Annotated in this window: 18 protein-coding genes; 16 read left to right on the top strand and 2 right to left on the bottom strand. The window is 74.4% G+C overall.

Going from position 1 to position 18,099, the window contains the following annotated elements:
* The first annotated feature begins 208 nt into the window (after positions 1 to 208).
* The 12 genes from V5O49_RS08360 (at position 209) to aroB (ending at position 12,971) form a co-directional block, all read left to right on the top strand.
* Complete coding sequence (locus tag V5O49_RS08360) at positions 209 to 1,600, top strand: replication-associated recombination protein A (RefSeq protein WP_332901821.1); 1,392 nt, start codon at positions 209 to 211, stop codon at positions 1,598 to 1,600.
* A gap of 283 nt (positions 1,601 to 1,883) precedes the next feature.
* Positions 1,884 to 2,897, top strand: coding sequence for a hypothetical protein (locus V5O49_RS08355; protein ID WP_332901820.1), 1,014 nt, complete (start codon positions 1,884 to 1,886; stop codon positions 2,895 to 2,897).
* 299 nt (positions 2,898 to 3,196) lie between these two features.
* Positions 3,197 to 3,823: a 30S ribosomal protein S4 gene (gene rpsD, locus V5O49_RS08350; protein ID WP_332901819.1), complete on the top strand. Its 627-nt coding sequence runs from the start codon at positions 3,197 to 3,199 to the stop codon at positions 3,821 to 3,823.
* A 103-nt stretch (positions 3,824 to 3,926) separates the two neighbouring features.
* Positions 3,927 to 4,310 (top strand): DUF948 domain-containing protein, encoded by a 384-nt coding sequence (locus V5O49_RS08345; RefSeq protein WP_332901818.1) that lies wholly within the window; start codon positions 3,927 to 3,929, stop codon positions 4,308 to 4,310.
* Positions 4,307 to 4,651 (top strand): hypothetical protein, encoded by a 345-nt coding sequence (locus tag V5O49_RS08340; protein WP_278234515.1) that lies wholly within the window; start codon positions 4,307 to 4,309, stop codon positions 4,649 to 4,651. The genes V5O49_RS08345 and V5O49_RS08340 overlap by 4 nt, the downstream gene beginning before the upstream one ends.
* Positions 4,652 to 4,726: 75 nt before the next feature.
* Positions 4,727 to 7,423 carry an alanine--tRNA ligase gene (alaS, locus tag V5O49_RS08335; protein ID WP_332901817.1) on the top strand — a complete coding sequence of 899 codons (2,697 nt, stop codon included), beginning with the start codon at positions 4,727 to 4,729 and terminating at the stop codon, positions 7,421 to 7,423.
* Entirely contained in the window at positions 7,416 to 7,937 is a 522-nt protein-coding gene (gene ruvX / locus V5O49_RS08330; protein ID WP_332901816.1) for a Holliday junction resolvase RuvX, read from the top strand. The genes alaS and ruvX overlap by 8 nt, the downstream gene beginning before the upstream one ends.
* 27 nt (positions 7,938 to 7,964) lie before the next feature.
* Positions 7,965 to 9,122 carry an endolytic transglycosylase MltG gene (gene mltG, locus V5O49_RS08325; protein ID WP_278234512.1) on the top strand — a complete coding sequence of 386 codons (1,158 nt, stop codon included), beginning with the start codon at positions 7,965 to 7,967 and terminating at the stop codon, positions 9,120 to 9,122.
* Entirely contained in the window at positions 9,122 to 10,003 is an 882-nt protein-coding gene (locus tag V5O49_RS08320) for a shikimate dehydrogenase (protein WP_332901815.1), read from the top strand. The genes mltG and V5O49_RS08320 overlap by 1 nt, the downstream gene beginning before the upstream one ends.
* Positions 10,004 to 10,090: 87 nt before the next feature.
* The gene (gene aroC / locus V5O49_RS08315) at positions 10,091 to 11,308 is read left to right on the top strand and encodes a chorismate synthase (protein WP_278234510.1); all 1,218 of its coding nucleotides are present in this window, start codon (positions 10,091 to 10,093) and stop codon (positions 11,306 to 11,308) included.
* The gene (locus tag V5O49_RS08310; protein ID WP_332901814.1) at positions 11,305 to 11,832 is read left to right on the top strand and encodes a shikimate kinase; all 528 of its coding nucleotides are present in this window, start codon (positions 11,305 to 11,307) and stop codon (positions 11,830 to 11,832) included. The genes aroC and V5O49_RS08310 overlap by 4 nt, the downstream gene beginning before the upstream one ends.
* Positions 11,829 to 12,971: a 3-dehydroquinate synthase gene (gene aroB / locus V5O49_RS08305; protein WP_332901813.1), complete on the top strand. Its 1,143-nt coding sequence runs from the start codon at positions 11,829 to 11,831 to the stop codon at positions 12,969 to 12,971. The genes V5O49_RS08310 and aroB overlap by 4 nt, the downstream gene beginning before the upstream one ends.
* Positions 12,972 to 13,062: 91 nt before the next feature.
* Here aroB and V5O49_RS08300 read toward each other — a convergent pair whose 3' ends face one another.
* Positions 13,063 to 13,869 carry a glycerophosphodiester phosphodiesterase family protein gene (locus tag V5O49_RS08300; RefSeq protein WP_332901812.1) on the bottom strand — a complete coding sequence of 269 codons (807 nt, stop codon included), beginning with the start codon at positions 13,867 to 13,869 and terminating at the stop codon, positions 13,063 to 13,065.
* Positions 13,866 to 14,825, bottom strand: a complete 960-nt coding sequence (locus V5O49_RS08295; protein WP_332901811.1) for an alpha/beta hydrolase — start codon at positions 14,823 to 14,825, stop codon at positions 13,866 to 13,868. The genes V5O49_RS08300 and V5O49_RS08295 overlap by 4 nt, the downstream gene beginning before the upstream one ends.
* Before the next feature lie 47 nt (positions 14,826 to 14,872).
* Between V5O49_RS08295 and V5O49_RS08290 the strand changes: the two genes are divergently transcribed.
* The 4 genes from V5O49_RS08290 to V5O49_RS08275 all read left to right on the top strand — a co-directional run bounded on the left by V5O49_RS08290 (position 14,873) and on the right by V5O49_RS08275 (position 18,064).
* Positions 14,873 to 15,748, top strand: a complete 876-nt coding sequence (locus V5O49_RS08290) for an oxygenase MpaB family protein (RefSeq protein WP_332901810.1) — start codon at positions 14,873 to 14,875, stop codon at positions 15,746 to 15,748.
* A gap of 76 nt (positions 15,749 to 15,824) precedes the next feature.
* Positions 15,825 to 17,201 carry an MFS transporter gene (locus V5O49_RS08285; protein ID WP_332901809.1) on the top strand — a complete coding sequence of 459 codons (1,377 nt, stop codon included), beginning with the start codon at positions 15,825 to 15,827 and terminating at the stop codon, positions 17,199 to 17,201.
* Between the two features lie 51 nt (positions 17,202 to 17,252).
* Positions 17,253 to 17,627: an iron chaperone gene (locus V5O49_RS08280; protein WP_332901808.1), complete on the top strand. Its 375-nt coding sequence runs from the start codon at positions 17,253 to 17,255 to the stop codon at positions 17,625 to 17,627.
* A gap of 2 nt (positions 17,628 to 17,629) precedes the next feature.
* A complete protein-coding gene (locus V5O49_RS08275; RefSeq protein ID WP_332901807.1) occupies positions 17,630 to 18,064 on the top strand; it encodes a TIGR03668 family PPOX class F420-dependent oxidoreductase in 435 nt (144 codons plus the stop codon).
* Positions 18,065 to 18,099: the final 35 nt, after the last annotated feature.

The raw sequence follows: 18,099 nt of genomic DNA, 5'->3' as shown, positions 1-18,099 counted from the left end.
CCCGGAGTGTCTGTCGTCCCGGAGTGGGGAGGAAGGACCGGCACCCCCGAGCGGTCAACGCCGGCCGGGCACCGCCGCGACAGGCTAGCAGCGGCACCCGCCTGCGCGGCGTCGTGACCACGGGGACGCGCCGACGGCCGTGGCGCACGGGCCCGACCGGCGTCGAACAGGTGTGCGACGCCCCGCCGCGCGAACTAGGCTCGCCCGCATGGACCTGTTCAACGCCGCGACCACCGGCGAGCACGGCACGCCGGTGACCGCGCGCCGCGGGGCCGGCGCCCCGCTCGCCGTGCGCATGCGCCCGGCCTCGCTCGACGAGGTGACCGGCCAGGGGCACCTGCTCGTGCCCGGCTCCCCGCTGCGCCGGCTCGTCGAGCCCGCCGACGACGCCGCCCGCCGAGCCGCCCCCGGATCCGTGATCCTGTGGGGCCCGCCCGGCGTCGGCAAGACGACCCTGGCCTACCTCGTGGCCACCACCTCCGGGCGGCGGTTCGTCGAGCTGTCCGCCGTCACCGCCGGCGTCAAGGAGGTCCGCCAGGTCATCGAGGACGCCCGCCGTCGCCTGGCCACCGGCGGCGAGGAGACCGTGCTGTTCATCGACGAGGTGCACCGGTTCTCCAAGACCCAGCAGGACGCCCTGCTGCCCAGCGTGGAGAACCGGTGGGTCACCCTCGTGGCGGCCACCACCGAGAATCCGTCGTTCTCCGTCAACTCCCCGCTGCTGTCCCGTTCGCTGCTGCTGACCCTGCGACCGCTCACGGGCGAGGACGTGCGCGGTCTCGTGCGCCGCGCCCTCGCCGACGAGCGCGGGCTCGACGGCGCCGTCACGCTCGCCGACGACGCCGAGGACCAGCTCGTGCGCATGGCCGGCGGCGACGCGCGCAAGGCCCTGACCGTGCTCGAGGCCGCCGCCGGGGCAGCCCTCAGCGACGCCCGCGACGAGGTCGCGCCCGAGGGGCCCGTCACCGTCGACCTCGACACCGTCGAACGGGCCGTCGACGTCGCCGCCGTGCGCTACGACCGCGACGGCGACCAGCACTACGACGTCGTCTCCGCGTTCATCAAGTCGATCCGCGGCTCCGACGTCGACGCCGCCCTGCACTACCTGGCCCGCATGGTGGCCGCGGGGGAGGACCCGCGGTTCATCGCGCGCCGCCTCGTGATCTCCGCCGCGGAGGACGTCGGCATGGCCGACCCGTCGGCGCTGCAGACCGCCGTGGCGGCCGCACAGGCCGTCCAGCTCATCGGGATGCCCGAGGGACGCATCGTGCTCGCCGAGGCCGTCGTCCACCTCGCCACGGCCCCGAAGTCCAACCGTGCCTACGCCGGGATCGGGGCGGCGCTCGCGGACGTCTCGGCCGGCCGGGTCGGGGTGGTGCCCGCCCACCTGCGCGACGCCCACTACGCCGGCGCGGAGAAGCTCGGTCACGGCACCGGGTACCGGTACGCCCACGACGAGCCGCACGGCGTCGCCGCGCAGCGGTACCTGCCCGAGGAGCTCGCGGGTCGGCGCTACTACGAGCCGAGCGACCGCGGGTTCGAGCGCCAGGTGTCCGAGCGGCTGGACCGCATCCGGCAGATCCTCGACTCCGCCGACTGACGGACTCCCGGGTACCTGGTGCTCCCGGGCACCTGGCACCCCCGAGGTACCGCCCTGTCGTCGAGGTACCGCCCCATCGCCGACGTACCGCCCGGTCGCCGACGTACCGGCCGGTCGACGTGCCGGACGACGATGAGCCGGTATCTCGACGACGGACCGGTACCTCGGCGGCGCGCGACAGGCTCTCGGACCTCGACGTCGCCCTGTGGACGCTCACGCGCCGTCCACAGGAGCGTGACGCAGGCCCGGGCGCCCCTCGCCGACCGGACCAGGCTCGGTGGGCATGACGACTCCTGCACCGCCGGGGCGTCCCGGGAGCGATCGCCCGCGACGTCGAGACCTGCCGACCGTGTACCGCGCGACCCGCGAGCGCGAGACCGAGACACGTCGTCGACGACGCCGGGGTGACCTGGTGCGGGTCAGGCCCGGGATCTACGCGCTGCCGGACCTGTCGGCGACGGACTCGCCGGCCGTGCGGCGTGAGCACGCTCACCTGGTCCGGCTCGCGGCGGCGCTCGCGGGTCTGCGCACGCCGGTCTGGGCGAGCCACACCAGTGCGGCGCTGCTCTGGGGCTGCTGGACCTACCGCCTGGGCACGACGGCACACGTGACCCAGCTGGGCCCTCCCGACGTGCGCCGGGGCAGTGTCGGGCTGCGCCGGCACTGGACCGCCCTGTCTCCGCGGGACCGGACGACCCTCGACGGCGTTCCCGTGACGACGCTGGAGCGGACCGCGGTCGACTGCGCCCGCGCGCTGCCCGGCGAGCAGGCGGTCGTCGTCGTCGACTCCGCGATGCGCCTGGGTGCTGACCCGGACGTCGTGGGGACGCTCATGGCGGAGTCGGCCGGCACGCGGGGCATCCGCTCCGCGCGACGCGTCCTGGCGGTGGCCGACGGGCGCGTGGAGTCGCCGGGTGAGTCACGGTTGCGCTGGATCCTGGCCGACGAGGGGCTCGCGGCTCCCGAGGCGGCCGTTCCCGTGGCGACGTGGATGGGGACCCGGTGGGTCGATCTCGGGTGGCCGGAGCTGAAGGTGGGGTTCGAGTTCGACGGCAGGGGCAAGTACGCCGCGTCGGGCACGGTGCGTGCCGATCAGGCCGTCTACGACGAGAAGCGTCGGCACGACGCCCTGCGTGAGGCCGGGTGGGTCGTGCTGAGGGTCTCGTGGGCCGACCTGGAGGACCGCGAGGTCTTGCTCGAGCGTGTGCGACGGGTGCTGGCCCGGTCCGGCCACCCTGCGCCGAGATACCGACCCGTCGCCGACGTACCGGTGGATCGACGTGCCGGACGGCGATGAGTCGGTATCTCGACGACGGGTCGGTATCTCGGCGGGGAAGGGTGGGGGATGACAGGAGAGGAGGGGATCGGGGGAGAGGAGGGGATCGGGGGAGCGGAGCGGCGTTCGGGATGCGGTAGCATGGTGGGGTTGCCCTCGCGGCGACCACCTGGGACCTCGGCCCTGCGAGACCCTCCCCACGGCATCGGTCCGATGCCCGGAGGGCTCCGTCGGCTGGTCCCGCACCCGACGAACCGGTCCCCGGACCCGTGCGCCTCGGGTGTGACCTCAGCATCCACGACAGGACAGGAAGAACCACTGTGACTGCAGTTCGCAAGTCGCGCCGCCAGGTGCGCCTGAGCCGCAAGCTCGGTCTGGCCCTCACCCCGAAGGCCGTCCGCCACTTCGAGAAGCGTCCGTACCCCCCGGGTGAGCACGGCCGCGCCCGCCGCCGCACCGAGTCCGACTACGCGGTGCGTCTGCGCGAGAAGCAGCGTCTGCGCGCCCAGTACGCGCTGCGCGAGAAGCAGCTCCTCAAGGTCTACGAGAACGCCCGCAAGCACCCGGGCCTGACCGGTGAGGTCATGGTCGAGGACCTGGAGACGCGCCTCGACGCGCTGGTCCTGCGCGCCGGCTTCGCCCGCACGATCCTGCAGGCCCGCCAGGCCGTCACGCACCGCCACGTCATGGTGGACGGCAAGATCGTCGACCGCCCGTCGTTCCGCGTCCAGCCCGGCCAGACCCTGCAGGTCAAGCCGAAGTCGCAGACCACGACGCCGTTCCAGGTCGCCGCCGCCGGTGCGCACCGCGACGTGCTGCCCGAGGTCCCGGGCTACCTGGACGTCAACCTCGAGAAGCTGTCGGTCGCGCTGACCCGTGCGCCGAAGCGCGCCGAGGTCCCCGTGACCTGCGACGTCCAGCTGGTCGTCGAGTACTACGCCCGCTGATCTGCGCCACCGCGCTCAGCAGGCACGACGCCCCGTCCCCGATCGGGGACGGGGCGTCGTCGTTTGGATAGGGTGGCGTCGCACCCGACCGAGGAGATGAGAGATGTCCGTGGGGGACGTGGCGGGACTGATCGCCGCCGTCGCATTCGTGCTGCTGGTCGGCCTGCTGGCCGTGCCGCTGGTCAAGCTCGGGCGCACGCTCGACGAGACCTCGCGCAGCATCCGTGAGCTCACGGAGCACTCGGTGCCGATCCTCGACGAGGCCGCGACCACGGTGTCCTCGACGAACGACCAGCTGATCAAGGTCGACACCATCACCACCGCCGCGGCCCAGGTCAGCGAGAACGTCTCCGCCCTGTCGGGGCTGTACGCCTCGACCCTGGGGCGCCCCCTGGTGAAGGTCGCCGCGTTCTCCTACGGGGTCCGCCAGGGCCTGAGCAAGGCCTGGCGCCGCTCCTCCTCGTCCGAGGGCGGTGCGTCCCGGTGACCCGCCGGCTGTTCTGGGTCGGTGTCGGGGTGACGATCACCGTCGTGGTCATCCAGCGGGGGCGCCGGCTGGTCGCGCGGTACACCCCGGAGGCCGTCGCCGAGCGCGCGGGGGACCTGGGCCGTGACGTCTCCCGGCGCGCCGAGACCTTCCTCACCACGTTCCGGAGCGAGTTCGCCGCCGCCCGCGCCTCGCGCGAGGACGAGCTGGTCGCCGCGCTGCTCGCCGAGGGCCAGCCGCACCCGGACGACGTCGAGCGGACCCGCCGCGGCCGGCACGCCGCCGTCGACCCGGAGGCCGCCACCCGCGCCGACGAGGACGAGCTGGGCTACTCGTTCTGAGCCCGCCGCCGGCACCGTTCCGGCGCGGGACAATGGCCCCAGGGCCACCAGGCAACGACACTGACGAAGGACACCATGCGCACCGCCGACATCCGCCAGCGTTGGCTGGACTACTTCCGCTCGAAGGACCACGAGATCGTCCCGAGCGTCCCGCTGGTCTCGCCGGACCCGTCGATCCTGTTCACGATCGCCGGCATGGTGCCGTTCATCCCGTACATCCTCGGCACCGAGAAGGCGCCGTGGCCGCGGGCCGCCAGCGTGCAGAAGTGCATCCGCACCAACGACATCGAGAACGTCGGCCGCACGACCCGGCACGGCACGTTCTTCCAGATGAACGGCAACTTCTCCTTCGGGGACTACTTCAAGCGCGAGGCCATCGACTTCGCCTGGGAGCTGCTGACCACCGAGCAGGGCGCCGGGGGCTACGGTCTCGACGGCGACCGGCTCTGGGTGACCATCTGGGAGCAGGACGCCGAGGCCTACGACGCTCTGACGAAGGGCATCGGCCTGGACCCGAAGCACGTCGTGCGGCTGCCGCGCGAGGAGAACTTCTGGGACACGGGTCAGCCCGGCCCCGCGGGCCCCTGCGCGGAGTGGCACTACGACCGCGGCCCGGCCTACGGGCCCGAGGCCGAGGGCGGCACCGTGGACCCCGGCGGCGACCGCTACCTGGAGATCTGGAACCTCGTCTTCGACGAGTTCGTCCGCGGCGAGGGCCAGGGCAAGGACTACCCGCTGCTCGGCGAGCTGGACCACAAGAGCATCGACACTGGGGCCGGCCTCGAGCGGATCGCCTACCTGCTCCAGGGCAAGGAGAACCTCTACGAGATCGACGAGGTGTACCCCGTCATCGCCACCGTGGAGGAGATGACCGGCAAGCGCTACGGCGCGAACCTCGAGGACGACGTGCGCATGCGCGTCGTCGCCGACCACGTGCGTTCGGCCCTGATGGTCATCGGTGACGGCGTCCGCCCGGCCAATGAGGGGCGCGGCTACGTCCTGCGCCGCCTGATCCGCCGCGCCGTGCGCGCCGTGCGGCTCCTCGGCGTGGACGAGGTCGCCCTGCCGGCGCTGCTGCCGGTGTCCAAGGAGGCCATGAAGGCGTCGTACCCGGAGCTGGAGACGGACTTCGGACGCATCGCCGACGTCGCCTACGGCGAGGAGGACGCCTTCCGCCGCACCCTCGCCTCCGGGACCACGATCCTGGACACGGCGGTGCAGCGGGCGAAGAAGAGCGCCGACGGCGGGCCGGTCGTCCTCGGCGGCGACGAGGCCTTCCAGCTGCACGACACCTACGGCTTCCCGATCGACCTCACCCTCGAGATGGCCGCCGAGCAGGGCGTCCAGGTCGACGAGAAGGCCTTCCGCGACCTCATGGCGGAGCAGAAGCAGCGTGCCCGGGCCGACGCGCTGGCGAAGAAGACCGGGCACGGGGACCTGCGCGCCTACGAGACGCTGGCCCAGCAGCTCACGGCTCCGGTGGAGTTCCTCGGGTACGGCGACCACCAGGCCTCGGTGCACGTCGAGGGCCTGCTCGTCGACGGCGCGCCGGCCCCGGCGGCCACCGCCCCGGCCGACGTCGAGGTGGTCCTGGACCGCACGCCGTTCTACGCCGAGGCCGGCGGCCAGCTCGCCGACCAGGGCACCATCACCCTCGACTCCGGCGCCACGATCGAGGTCGACGACGTCCAGCGCCCGGTGGCGGGGCTGTCCGTGCACCGCGGTCGTCTCACCGAGGGCACGGTGGCGCTCGGGGACCCGGGCACGGCCGCGATCGACTCCGGCCGGCGGGTGGCGATCAGCCGCGCGCACTCGGCGACGCACATGATCCACAAGGCGCTGCACGAGATGGTCGGCGAGGACCGCACCCAGGCCGGGTCGGAGAACGCGCCGAGCCGGGTGCGGTTCGACTTCCGCTCGCCCACGGCCGTCTCGGCCGCCCAGCTCAGCGAGATCGAGGAGCGGGTCAACGAGCGGCTCACCGAGAACCTCGAGGTCACCGACGCGGTCATGTCGCTGTCGAAGGCCAAGGAGCTGGGCGCGATGGCGCTCTTCGGCGAGAAGTACGGCGAGAACGTTCGGGTCGTCTCCATCGGCGGGGAGTGGTCGCGCGAGCTGTGCGGCGGCACGCACGTCGGCGCGACCGGGGAGGTCGGCCGGGTGGCGCTGCTCGGCGAGTCCTCCATCGGTTCCGGGGTGCGCCGCGTGGACGCGCTGGTCGGCGCCGGCGCCTACGGCTTCCACGCCAAGGAGCACGCGCTGGTCGGTCAGCTCACCGGCATGCTCAACGCGCGTCCCGAGGAGCTCACGGACCGCGTCGGCTCGCTCATGAGCCGCCTGCGGGAGACCGAGAAGGAGCTCGCGACCCTGCGGCAGGGCCAGCTGCTGGCCCAGGCCGCCACGCTCGCCGCCGAGGCGCCCCGCGAGGGCGACGTGCGGGTCGTGGCGCACGACGCCGGCGAGGTCGGCTCGGCCGACGACCTGCGCACCCTCGCGCTCGACGTGCGGGGCCGGATGGGCGAGGGCGACGCCGCGGTCGTGGCCGTCGCCGGTGCGGCGAACGGCCGTCCGCTCGTCGTCGTCGCCACGAACTCCGCCGCCCGGGACGCCGGTCTGCGGGCCGGCGACTTCGTCAAGGCGGCGGCCCGGACCCTCGGTGGCGGGGGCGGCGGCAAGCCGGACCTCGCCCAGGGTGGCGGGTCGGACGTCGCGGCCGTGGCGGCCGCGCTCGAGGGCGTGCGCACCCAGGTGCGTGAGGCCGCCGGTGCCTGAGGCCCTGCCTCGGGGCGCCCGCCTCGGCGTGGACGTCGGCAAGGCCCGCATCGGGCTGGCCGGGTCCGACCCGGACGGCCTGGTCGCCACGCCCGTCGAGACGGTGCCGCGGGTGCTCGCCGTCCCCACGGACGACGACGGGGCACCTGCGGTGACGGCCGACGTCGCGCGGATCGCCGCCGAGGTCGACGACCGGCTCGCGGCGGTCGTCTACGTCGGCCTGCCGCGCCACCTGTCGGGGCACGAGGGCGCCGCGACCGCGGACGCCCGGGCGTTCGCGGACCGCCTGGCCGCCCGGGTCGCCCCGGTGCCGGTCCGGCTCGTCGACGAACGGATGACGACGGTGACGGCCCACGCCCAGCTCCGCTCGGCGGGCCGGAAGACGGCGAAGCACCGGCCTGTCATCGACCAGGCTGCAGCCGTTATCATTCTGCAACACGCTCTCGAGGCGGAACGGGCCGCGGGGGACCGGGTCGGCGAACTCGTCGAGCGAGCGTGGCATCATGACCAGTGACCGCTTCTGGAGAAGGATGATTCCGGCGTGACGGAACTCTTCGAGCCCACCACCGCCCAGCGGCAGGCACCGCCGCCGTCGACGTCGCGGGCGCGCTCGGCGGCGAGCAAGCGGGCCGCGCGCAAGCGCCGACGGCAGCGCCAGCGCCGCACCGCGATCATCCTCGTCGTGCTGCTCGGCGTGCTCGGCGTCGGCGGCTACCTGCTGATCGACCGGGTCGGCGGCATGCTGTCCGGCTTCGAGCTCTTCGACTCCGCGCCCGAGGACTACGCGGGGCCGGGGGTGGAGCCCGTGCAGATCGAGATCCCCGAGGGCGCGACCGGGTCGATGATGGGGTCGGTCCTCGAGGAGGCCGACGTCGTGGCGAGCGTGGGCGCCTTCAACCAGGCCTTCGAGTCCACGCCGGGCGCCTCGGGCATCCAGCCGGGCACCTACGAGCTGTACACCCAGATGAGCGCCGCGGACGCGGTGCAGTCGCTGGTCGCGAACGAGAAGGTCGAGACCAATGTGACGATCCCGGAGGGGTACACGGTCGAGCAGATCATCGACAAGGTCGCCTCGGTCACGCCGATCACGCGGGACGAGATGGAGGCCGCGCTGGGCACCCCGAAGAAGATCGGGCTGCCGGGCCAGGCCGACGGCGACGCCGAGGGCTGGCTGTTCCCGAAGACCTACGCGGTCCAGCCCGGCGACACGGCCGAGGACCTGCTGTCGACGATGATCGACCAGACCAAGGCCGAGCTCGACTCGCTCGGCGTGGACAACGGCGACCGTCAGGACGTCCTGATCAAGGCGTCCCTGGTCGAGCGCGAGGCGCGGGCGGCCGAGGACCGGCCGAGGATGGCCCGGGCCATCGAGAACCGGCTCGACGTCGACCAGCGCCTGCAGATCGACGCCGCCGTGGCCTACGGGCTGGGGATCCCCGGCACGGAGCTGACGCGGGACGACACCAACGACCCGAGCAACCCCTACAACACCTACCAGCACGCCGGCCTGCCGCCGGGGCCCATCGCCAACCCGGGAGCGGCCTCGGTCGAGGCGGTCGTCGACCCCGCCGACGGCGACTGGATCTTCTGGACGACGGTGAACCTCGACACCGGCGAGACCAAGTTCGCCGAGACGTTCGACGAGCACCAGCAGAACGTCGCCGAGCTGCGTGCCTGGCAGGAGGAGAACGGCTACTGATGCCCGCGACCCGTCGCGCGGCCGTCCTGGGGCACCCGGTCGCGCACTCGCTCTCGCCCACCCTGCACGGCGCCGCCTACGAGGCGCTCGGCCTGGACGGGTGGCGGTACACGGCGATCGACACCACCGTCGAGCAGCTGCCCGACCTCGTGCGCGGCCTGGACCTCTCCTGGGCGGGCCTGAGCGTGACGATGCCGCTCAAGCACGCGGTCATGGAGCTGGTCGACCACGTCGACCCGCTGGCCCGCGCCGTCGGTGCCGTGAACACGGTGCTCGTGTCGCCCGCGCAGCGCGGGGTGAGCCTGACGGGCACCAACACCGACGTGCACGGACTGGTCCAGGCGATCCGCGAGGGCCTCGCCGAGCGCCACGGCACACCGGAGGTCCCGGTGCAGCGCGCCGTCGTGCTCGGCGGGGGAGCGACCGCCGCCTCGACGCTGGCCGCCCTCGGCGAGCTCGGTTGCACCGCGCCGCGCGTGCTCGCGCGCAACCTGGCCCGCACGGCCACGCTGCAGGAGGCGGCGGCGCGCATGGGCGTCACGCCCCGCTACGAGGTGCTCGACGCCGGCACGGCCCCCGAGGTGCTCGCCGGCGCGGACGTGGTGGTCTCGACCATGCCGGCCTACGCCGCCGACCCCGTGGCCGCGTCGCTGCGCTCCCAGGGCGTGCGCGCCGGCGGGGTGCTGCTCGACGCCGTCTACGACCCGCGGCCCACCGCGCTGTCCCAGGCCTGGGCCGCGGCCGGCGGCACCGTCGTCGGCGGCGAGCGGATGCTGCTGCACCAGGCCGTGGAGCAGGTGCGCCTGATGACCGGCCGACCCGGACCGGTGGACGCCATGGACGCGGCGCTGCAGCAGGCCCTCGGCGCCGAGGCGGCCTGAGCACCCGTCGGCGCGGGCTGCGGCGCGTGACGTCCGCCATCCGACCGTCGGCGCCGGAGGCCGGGCAGGCGTGACAGAATCGCGACCATGCTGCGCTGGTTGACCTCGGGAGAGTCGCACGGTCAGGCCCTGGTGGGCCTCATGGAGGGCCTGCCCGCCGGGGTGGAGATCGTCACCTCGGACATCCAGGACGCCCTGGCCCGGCGTCGTCTCGGCTACGGCCGCGGCGCCCGGATGAAGTTCGAGAAGGACGCGGTCCGCGTCCTGGGCGGGCTGCGCCACGGTGTGACCCAGGGCGGTCCGCTGTCGATCGAGATCGCGAACACCGAGTGGCCCAAGTGGGTGGACGTGATGTCCGCCGACCCGGTGCCCCGGGAGGCGCTGCTGCGCGACGCCGGCACCGGCGACGAGCGCGAGATCGCCCGCAACCGCCCGTTGACGCGGCCCCGTCCCGGGCACGCGGACCTGGTGGGCATGCGCAAGTACGGCTTCGACGACGCCCGGCCGGTCCTGGAGCGGGCCAGCGCCCGCGAGACCGCCACGCGCGTGGCGCTCGGCACCGCCGCGGCGAAGTTCCTCGAGCAGGCGCTCGGCATCCGGCTGGTCAGCCACGTCACCGCGATCGGCCCGGTCGAGGTCCCCGAGGACGCCGACCTGCCCACGCCCGACGACGTCGCCGCGCTGGACGCGGACCCGGTGCGGTGCTTCCACGGGCCCACCAGCGAGGCGATGGTGGCCGAGATCGACGCCTGCCGCAAGGACGGCGACACCCTCGGCGGGGTCGTGGAGGTGCTGGCCTACGACGTGCCGACGGGCCTGGGCACGTACACCCACTCCGACCGCCGGCTGGACGCCCGCCTCGCCGGTGCCCTCATGGGTATCCAGGCGATCAAGGGCGTCGGGGTCGGCGACGGCTTCCGCACCGCGCAGCGCCGGGGCTCGGCCGCGCACGACGAGATCGCGCGGGACGCCGAGGGCCGCATCGTGCGCCGCTCCAACCGGGCCGGCGGGATCGAGGGCGGCATGACCAACGGCGAGGTGCTGCGGGTCTCGGCCGCCATGAAGCCGATCTCCACCGTGCCGCGCGCCCTGGCGACCGTGGACGTCGCCACCGGTGAGGAGGTCACCGCCCACCACCAGCGCTCGGACGTGTGCGCGGTGCCGCCGGCCGCCGTCGTCGCCGAGGCGATGGTCGCCCTGGAGCTGGCGCAGGTCGTCCTGGAGAAGTTCGGCGGCGACTCGGTGGCCGAGGTGCGACGCAACGCCGAGTCCTACCTCGCGTCGATCCCCGAGCTGCTGCGATGACGGCGACACGACCGCGGGTGGTGCTCACGGGCCCGCCCGGCAGCGGCAAGACCACCGTCGGCACCCTGCTGGCGCAGCGCCTCGGCGTGGCGTTCCGGGACACCGACGCCGACGTCGAGGCGACCGCGGGCAAGCCGGTCGCCGACATCTTCGTCGACGACGGCGAGCCGCACTTCCGCGACCTGGAGCGCGAGGCCGTCACCACGGCGCTGGCCACCCACGACGGCGTGCTCGCCCTCGGCGGCGGCGCCGTCATGGACACCCACACCCAGAGCGCGCTGGCCGGGTACGCCGCCGACGGCGGCACGGTCGTCTTCCTCGACGTGTCCCTGGCCCAGGCCGCGCCCCGCGTCGGGTTCAACCGCTCCCGGCCGCTGCTGGTCGGCAACCCGCGCGCCCGGTGGGCCGAGCTGATGCAGGCCCGCCGCCCCACGTACGAACGGCTGGCCACCGTGGCGGTGCTGTCCGACGACCGCACCGCCGCCGAGGTCGCCGACGAGATCCTTCAGGAGGTCCGCTCATGACGGTCCGCGTGACCGTGTCCGGCGCCCAGCCCTACGACGTCGTCGTGGGTCGCCACCTGCTCGGGGAGATCCCCACGCTGCTCGGCGAGGGGGTGCGCCGCGTGCTGGTGATGCACCCGGCGTCGCTGCAGGCCACCGGCGAGACCGTGCGCGAGGACCTGGCCGCCCAGGGCTACGAGGCCTTCGCCGCCGAGCTGCCGGACGCCGAGGAGCAGAAGACCGCCCAGGTCGCGGCGTTCTGCTGGCAGGTCATGGGCCAGGCGGACTTCACGCGCTCCGACGCGATCGTGGCCGTCGGCGGCGGCGCGACCACGGACCTGGCCGGGTTCGTCGCGGCCACCTGGCTGCGCGGCATCAAGGTCGTGCACGTGCCCACCACGCTGCTGGCCATGGTCGACGCGGCCGTCGGCGGCAAGACCGGCATCAACACCGCCGAGGGCAAGAACCTCGTCGGCGCGTTCCACCCGCCGGCCGGGGTGCTGTGCGACCTCGCGGCGCTGGAGTCGCTGGGGCGATGGGACCTCGTGGCCGGCATGGCCGAGGTGATCAAGACGGGCTTCATCGCCGACGAGCGCATCCTCGAGCTGGTCGAGGAGCACGCCGAGGCCCTCCGCGAGTGGGCCGGCCCGGACGCCACCGAGGAGACCTGGGCGGTGCTGACCGAGCTCATCGAGCGGTCGGTGCGCGTCAAGGCGCGCGTCGTGGGCGAGGACCTCACCGAGCAGGGCCTGCGCGAGATCCTCAACTACGGTCACACCCTCGGGCACGCCGTCGAGCTCGTCGAGCGCTACCAGCTGCGGCACGGCGCGGCGGTGGCCGTGGGCATGGTCTTCGCCGCCGAGCTGGGGCGCCTCGGCGGCAAGCTCGACGACGCCGTCGTGGACCGCCACCGGGAGATCCTCACCGCCGTCGGGCTGCCGACCACGTACCGCGGGGACCGGTGGGACCAGCTGCTGGCCGCGATGCGCCGCGACAAGAAGGCACGCGGCGACCTGCTGCGCTTCGTCGTCCTGGACGACGTCGCCAAGCCGGTGCGGCTCGAGGGCCCGGACCCCACCGTGCTGGCCGCCGCCTACGCGGAGATCTCCAAGGAGCCGCCGTCGGGCAGCCCCGGGGTCACCGTCCAGCTCGGCGCCTGACCCGCCCGCCGGCTCGTTGTGGGCATGAAATATGCAACCCGAACCCGTTCGGGGTTGCATATTTCATGCCCACAACGGGCGGTATCGGTCGTCAGGGCCACAGGCCGCGCTCGCGCAGCACGTCGCGCAGCAGGTCGGCACGGTCGGTGACGATCCCGTCGACGTTGAGGTCGAGCAGCCGGCGCATCTCGTCCGGCTCGTCGATCGTCCACACGTGCACGTGCCGGCCCGCCCGGTGCGCCGCGGCGACGGTGGCGGCGTCCACGACCGTCACGCCGCCCTGGGCGGGCGGCACCTGGAGGGCGGCGACGTCGCGCAGCGCCCGCTGCACCAGGCCGGGGACGCGCAGCCGGGCTCCCGCGAGGAACCCGAGCACCTCGGTCGTGCCCGCGCTGGTGGCCACCGGCCGCGACATCCTGGCCAGGGTCCGCCGGCGCCGGCCCGGGGAGAACGAGGTGACGCACACCCGCTCGTGGCTCGCGGTGCGTTCGACCGCCTCGGCCACGGGCTCGATGCTCGAGTCGCCCTTGACGTCGATGTTGACGCGCAGGTCCGGCCAGGTGCCCAGCAGGTCGTCCAGCCGGGGGACCGGCTCCTCGCCACCGATGCGGGCCCGGGAGACCTGCTGCCAGGTCAGGTCGGCGACCTCGCCGGAGCTGTCCGTCGTGCGGTCCAGGGACGAGTCGTGCAGGGCCACCGCCACGCCGTCGCGGGTGCCGTGGGCGTCGGTCTCGACGTAGCCGTAGCCGAGGTCGACGGCCGCGGCGAACGCCGCCATCGAGTTCTCGAGGTTCTGCTGCTCGTGGGAGAAGCCCCGGTGCGCCAGCGCGACGACCCCCCGGCCGGGGGATCCGGGGTGCGGATCGAAGTACGGGTGCGTGCTGTGGCTGCGGGTCATGCCCCCGACCCTGCCACGACGTCGTCGATCCAGCCCATCAGACCGGTGAGGTAGCGCAGCCGGGGCTCCTCGCGGGACAGCAGCAGGTCGTGCACGCCGCCCGGCACCGTCAGCATGTCGACACGGTCGCCCAGCCGCGGCGCCAGCCGGGCGATCTGGGCGACGTCCAGCACCGTGTCCTGGACGTCGAGGTCCGGGTTGGCCACGGAGTCCGGTCCCGACCGGTCCGAGCGGGCCACGAGCACCGGCACGTCGATCGCCAGCCCGCGTGCCACGCGGGCCTGACCGCGGCGTACCGCCCGCAGCCAGCCCGCCCGCACCGGCTCGCCGCCCGGCTTCTTCAGCCGGACGTCGAACTCCCACCGGCCGCCGTGCGCCGCGAGCTGGTGGGTGGCGTACACCGATGGCGTCGCCGACAGCACCGCCGTCGGCGACCACGGCCCGACGGCGTCGAGCACCCACGTGCCCAGGGTGCGCTGCAGCCACGAGGCGTGCAGGTCCAGGAACGGGCTGTCCAGCGCCAGCGCGTCGATCTCGCCGCGGCCGCGGTGCGCGTGCGCCCACAGCGCGGCCAGCAGCCCGCCGGTGGAGTGGGCGTGCAGCACCACCGGGGCGCCGCCGGCCAGCTCGCGCGCGGCGCCGACCGCCGCCGTCAGCGCGGGCCCCTGGTCGCGCAGGTCCGTCACGAAGTGCGGGACCCGGCCCTCGACGAGCGAGCGTCCCGCCCCCGGCAGGTCCACGGCCACCAGGGCGTGCCCGCGCTCCTCGAGGGCGCGGGCGAGGTGGTCCTGGAAGAAGTAGTCGTTGTAGCCGTGCACGTGCAGCACCACCGCCCGCGGACGCGCCGGGGCGGACGCCGAGCGCACCAGCGTCGCGGCGCCGAGCGCCGTGCTCTCGAACGGCGCGCCCAGCAGGTCGTCGCGCCGCCAGGTCGTCGCCACGGTGTCCTCGCGCACACGGGCAACCTACCCGAGCATCGCCCGCGGGCACGCAGAATGGTGCCGTGCGATCTCCCCTGCGCAGCCTCCAGCGCCGAGCCGGCCGCCTGCTGTTCGAACAGGTCTCCGGCGGCAGCGCCGGCCGTGACGCGCGCGAACGCATCCACACCAGCCCCGGGCCACGCTGGTTCGCCGACGACTCCGCCGTCGCCCGCGTGCACGGCGACGCCTCGATGTTCGTCGGCGGGGTCCGCGCCCTGCTGCTGCAGTCCCTCCACCCCCTGGCCATGGCCGCCGTCGCCGACCACTCCGGCTACCGCGGCGACCCGTGGGGACGCCTCGGGCGCACCAGCACCTTCCTCGCCGAGACCACCTTCGCCACCGCCGACGACGCCCAGCAGGCCGTCGACGTCGTCCGCGCCGTGCACGCCCGCGTCCGCGGCGTCACCCCCGACGGCCGCCCCTACGCCGCCGACGACCCGTGGCTGCTGCGCTGGGTGCACGTCGCCGAGGTCGACAGCTTCCTCGCCGCCCACCAGCGCTACGGACGCCGCCCCCTCGACCGCGCCGGCTGCGACGCCTACCTCGCCCAGACCGCGACCGTCGCCGACCGGCTCGGCGCCGAGCGTCCGCCGCGCACCCTCGCCGCGCTGCGTGCCGCCCTCGGCGAGTACCGCGACGAGCTCGAGGCCACCGACGCCTCCCGCGACGTCGCGCGCTTCCTGCTGTCCGAGCCGCCCCTGCCGCGCCTCGCCCGGGCCCCCTACGCCCTCCTCGGCGCCGCCTCGTACGCCTCGATGCCGCGCTGGGCCCAGGAGCTGACGCCCGCCCCCTGGCCGCTGCACGGCGAACCCGCCCTCGTGCGTGCCGGCGGGCACGTGGCCACCCGGGCGATCCGCTGGGCGCTCGCGGGCGACCCGCCGCCGCGCCGGTCGGCCTGACGCGCGGCGGCCGCGCCGTCCGGGCCTGCGTGGCGCGCTACCCGGTGTTCACCGCGATGCGGAAGACTCACCGACCATGAGCGACCCCACACCGGCGGCACCCTCGGGCCACGACGCCTCGGCCGCGTTCGCCGCGCTGCCCCCGACCGAGCGCCGCCGCCGGGTGGTGGCCTGGGCGCTGTGGGACTGGGCGACCCAGCCGTTCAACACGGTGATCGTCACCTTCGTGTTCACGGCCCTGTACCTGACCAGCGACGCCTTCCTGGAGCCCGACGCCGCGGCGCTGGCCGCCGACGACCCGGCCCGCGACAGCGCCCTGGCCACGCTGTCCAGCGGGCTGGGCGCCTGGATCACCGTCGGGGGAGTGCTGGTCGCGCTGCTCGCCCCGGTCCTCGGCCGTCGCGCGGACGTCACCGGGCGCCGCAAGGCCTGGCTCGCCGGCGGCACCGTGGTGCTCGTCGCGGCCATGTTCGGTCTCGGCTTCGTGCGGGCCGACCCGGCGTACTTCGCGCTCGGGGCCGCGCTGGTGTCGCTGGGCAGCGTGGCGGGGGAGATCGCCGGGGTGAACTACAACGCCATGCTCACCCAGGTCTCCACCCGCGACACGGTCGGTCGGGTCTCCGGGCTCGGCTGGGGACTGGGGTACGTGGGCGGCATCGTCGCGCTGGTGCTGGTCGTCGTGGCCGACGGCGCCGACTTCTTCGGCATGGACACCTCCGACGGCTGGGGCTACCGCGCCATCGCCCTCGGGTGCGGCCTGTGGGCCGTGGCCTTCGCCTGGCCGTTGTTCCGTCGCGTGCCGGAGGCGCCCGCCGCCGCCGACCGGCCGCGGGTGGGGTTCTTCGCCGGGTACGTCGAGCTGTGGCGCGACGTCGTCGACCTGTGGCGGAACGCCCGCACCACCTTCTGGTTCCTGCTGGCCAGCGCCGTCTACCGCGACGGACTCGCCGGGGTGTTCACGTTCGGCGCGATCGTCGCCGCCGTCTCCTACGGGTTCGACGACACCGAGGTCATCGTCTTCGGCATCGCCGCGAACCTCATCGCCGGGGTGAGCACCATCGTGGCCGGGCTGTTCGACGACCGGCTCGGGCCGCGGACCGTCATCCTGTGGTCGCTGGCGGCCCTGGTGCTGTGCGGCACCGTCATCGTGGCGCTCTACCCCCTGGGCACCGGCGTGTTCTGGGTCGCCGGCCTGGCCCTGACCGCGTTCGTCGGACCGGCTCAGTCCGCCTCCCGGTCCTTCCTGGCACGCGTCACCCCGGCGGGCCGCGAGTCCGAGGTGTTCGGCCTGTACGCGACCACCGGGCGCGCCGTCTCCTTCCTCACCCCGGCGCTGTGGACCGCCGTGATCGCCCTGACCGGCGCCACCCTCTGGGGCACGCTGGCGATCGTCGCCGTGCTCCTGGCCGGGCTCGTGCTCATGCTCGTGGTCACCGACCCCGCCGAGCGCTGAGCCGCGACCACGGACCGTCCGCGCTGGCGAGCACGAGCGCCGCGGCGCAGCATGGACGCGGTGGGAGTGGTCAGCGCGTACGTGGAGTCGTTGGACGGCCCGGACCGGGAGGCGGTCGCCCACGTCCTGGACCGTGCCCGCCGGACGGTCCCGGAGGCCACCGAGGGCAGGAGCTACGGCATGCCCGCCCTGCGGTACCGCGACAGCCCGCTGCTCAGCGTCGTCGCCACGGCCCGGCACGTCGGGGTGTACCCGTTCAGCCCGGCGGTGGTCGCGGCGCTCGCGGACCGGCTGGAAGGCTTCCGGGTCACCAAGGGATCCGTCGGGTTCCGCCCCGGGCATCCGCTGCCCGACGACGTCGTGGAGCGCCTCGTGGTGCTGCGTCGCGAGGAGATCGACGCGATGCACGCCGGGAGACCGGGCTAGCCGTGCCGGCCCTCGACGCCGAGACCTGCCGTCGCCGGTTCGCGGCGGAGCGTCGCGCCGTCCTGGCCACGACGGCCGGGGACGTCCCGCACCTGGTGCCGGTGACCTTCGCGCTCGCGCCCGGACTCGACGGCGATCCCGAGCGGGTCGACGTCGTCACGGCCGTGGACCACAAGCCGAAGCGGTCGGCCGACCTGCGCCGGCTGCGCAACCTGCGGGCCAACCCGCGCGCGGCGATGCTCGTCGACCGCTACGACGACGACTGGGACCGGCTGTGGTGGGTCCGGGTCGACGGCGCCGTGCGCCTGGACGGCACCGGTCGCGAGGAGGCGCTCGACGCGCTGGCGCAGCGGTACGCCCCCTACCGCCGGTGGCGACCCGAGGGCCCGGTGGTCCGGCTCGTGCCGACGCGGTGGAGCGGCTGGTCGGCACGGTGACACCGACGGCGCCGCCCTGCTGGCTAGGCTCGGGG

It is taken from the genome of Isoptericola haloaureus (assembly GCF_036689775.1).
GTDB classification, from domain to species: domain Bacteria; phylum Actinomycetota; class Actinomycetes; order Actinomycetales; family Cellulomonadaceae; genus Isoptericola; species Isoptericola haloaureus.
Note: the sequence above shows the minus strand (reverse complement) of the source record. Positions and strands in the feature narration are given on the sequence as shown.

Excerpts from the sequence above, each read along its gene's own strand:
- V5O49_RS08360 (WP_332901821.1), top strand. The coding sequence starts at position 209 with ATGGACCTGTTCAACGCCGCGACCACCGGCGAGCACGGCACGCCGGTG.
- V5O49_RS08355 (WP_332901820.1), top strand. The coding sequence starts at position 1,884 with ATGACGACTCCTGCACCGCCGGGGCGTCCCGGGAGCGATCGCCCGCGA.
- V5O49_RS08345 (WP_332901818.1), top strand. The coding sequence starts at position 3,927 with ATGTCCGTGGGGGACGTGGCGGGACTGATCGCCGCCGTCGCATTCGTG.
- alaS (WP_332901817.1), top strand. The coding sequence starts at position 4,727 with ATGCGCACCGCCGACATCCGCCAGCGTTGGCTGGACTACTTCCGCTCG.
- V5O49_RS08320 (WP_332901815.1), top strand. The coding sequence starts at position 9,122 with ATGCCCGCGACCCGTCGCGCGGCCGTCCTGGGGCACCCGGTCGCGCAC.
- aroC (WP_278234510.1), top strand. The coding sequence starts at position 10,091 with ATGCTGCGCTGGTTGACCTCGGGAGAGTCGCACGGTCAGGCCCTGGTG.
- V5O49_RS08310 (WP_332901814.1), top strand. The coding sequence starts at position 11,305 with ATGACGGCGACACGACCGCGGGTGGTGCTCACGGGCCCGCCCGGCAGC.
- aroB (WP_332901813.1), top strand. The coding sequence starts at position 11,829 with ATGACGGTCCGCGTGACCGTGTCCGGCGCCCAGCCCTACGACGTCGTC.
- V5O49_RS08300 (WP_332901812.1), bottom strand. The coding sequence starts at position 13,869 with ATGACCCGCAGCCACAGCACGCACCCGTACTTCGATCCGCACCCCGGA.
- V5O49_RS08285 (WP_332901809.1), top strand. The coding sequence starts at position 15,825 with ATGAGCGACCCCACACCGGCGGCACCCTCGGGCCACGACGCCTCGGCC.
- V5O49_RS08280 (WP_332901808.1), top strand. The coding sequence starts at position 17,253 with ATGGACGCGGTGGGAGTGGTCAGCGCGTACGTGGAGTCGTTGGACGGC.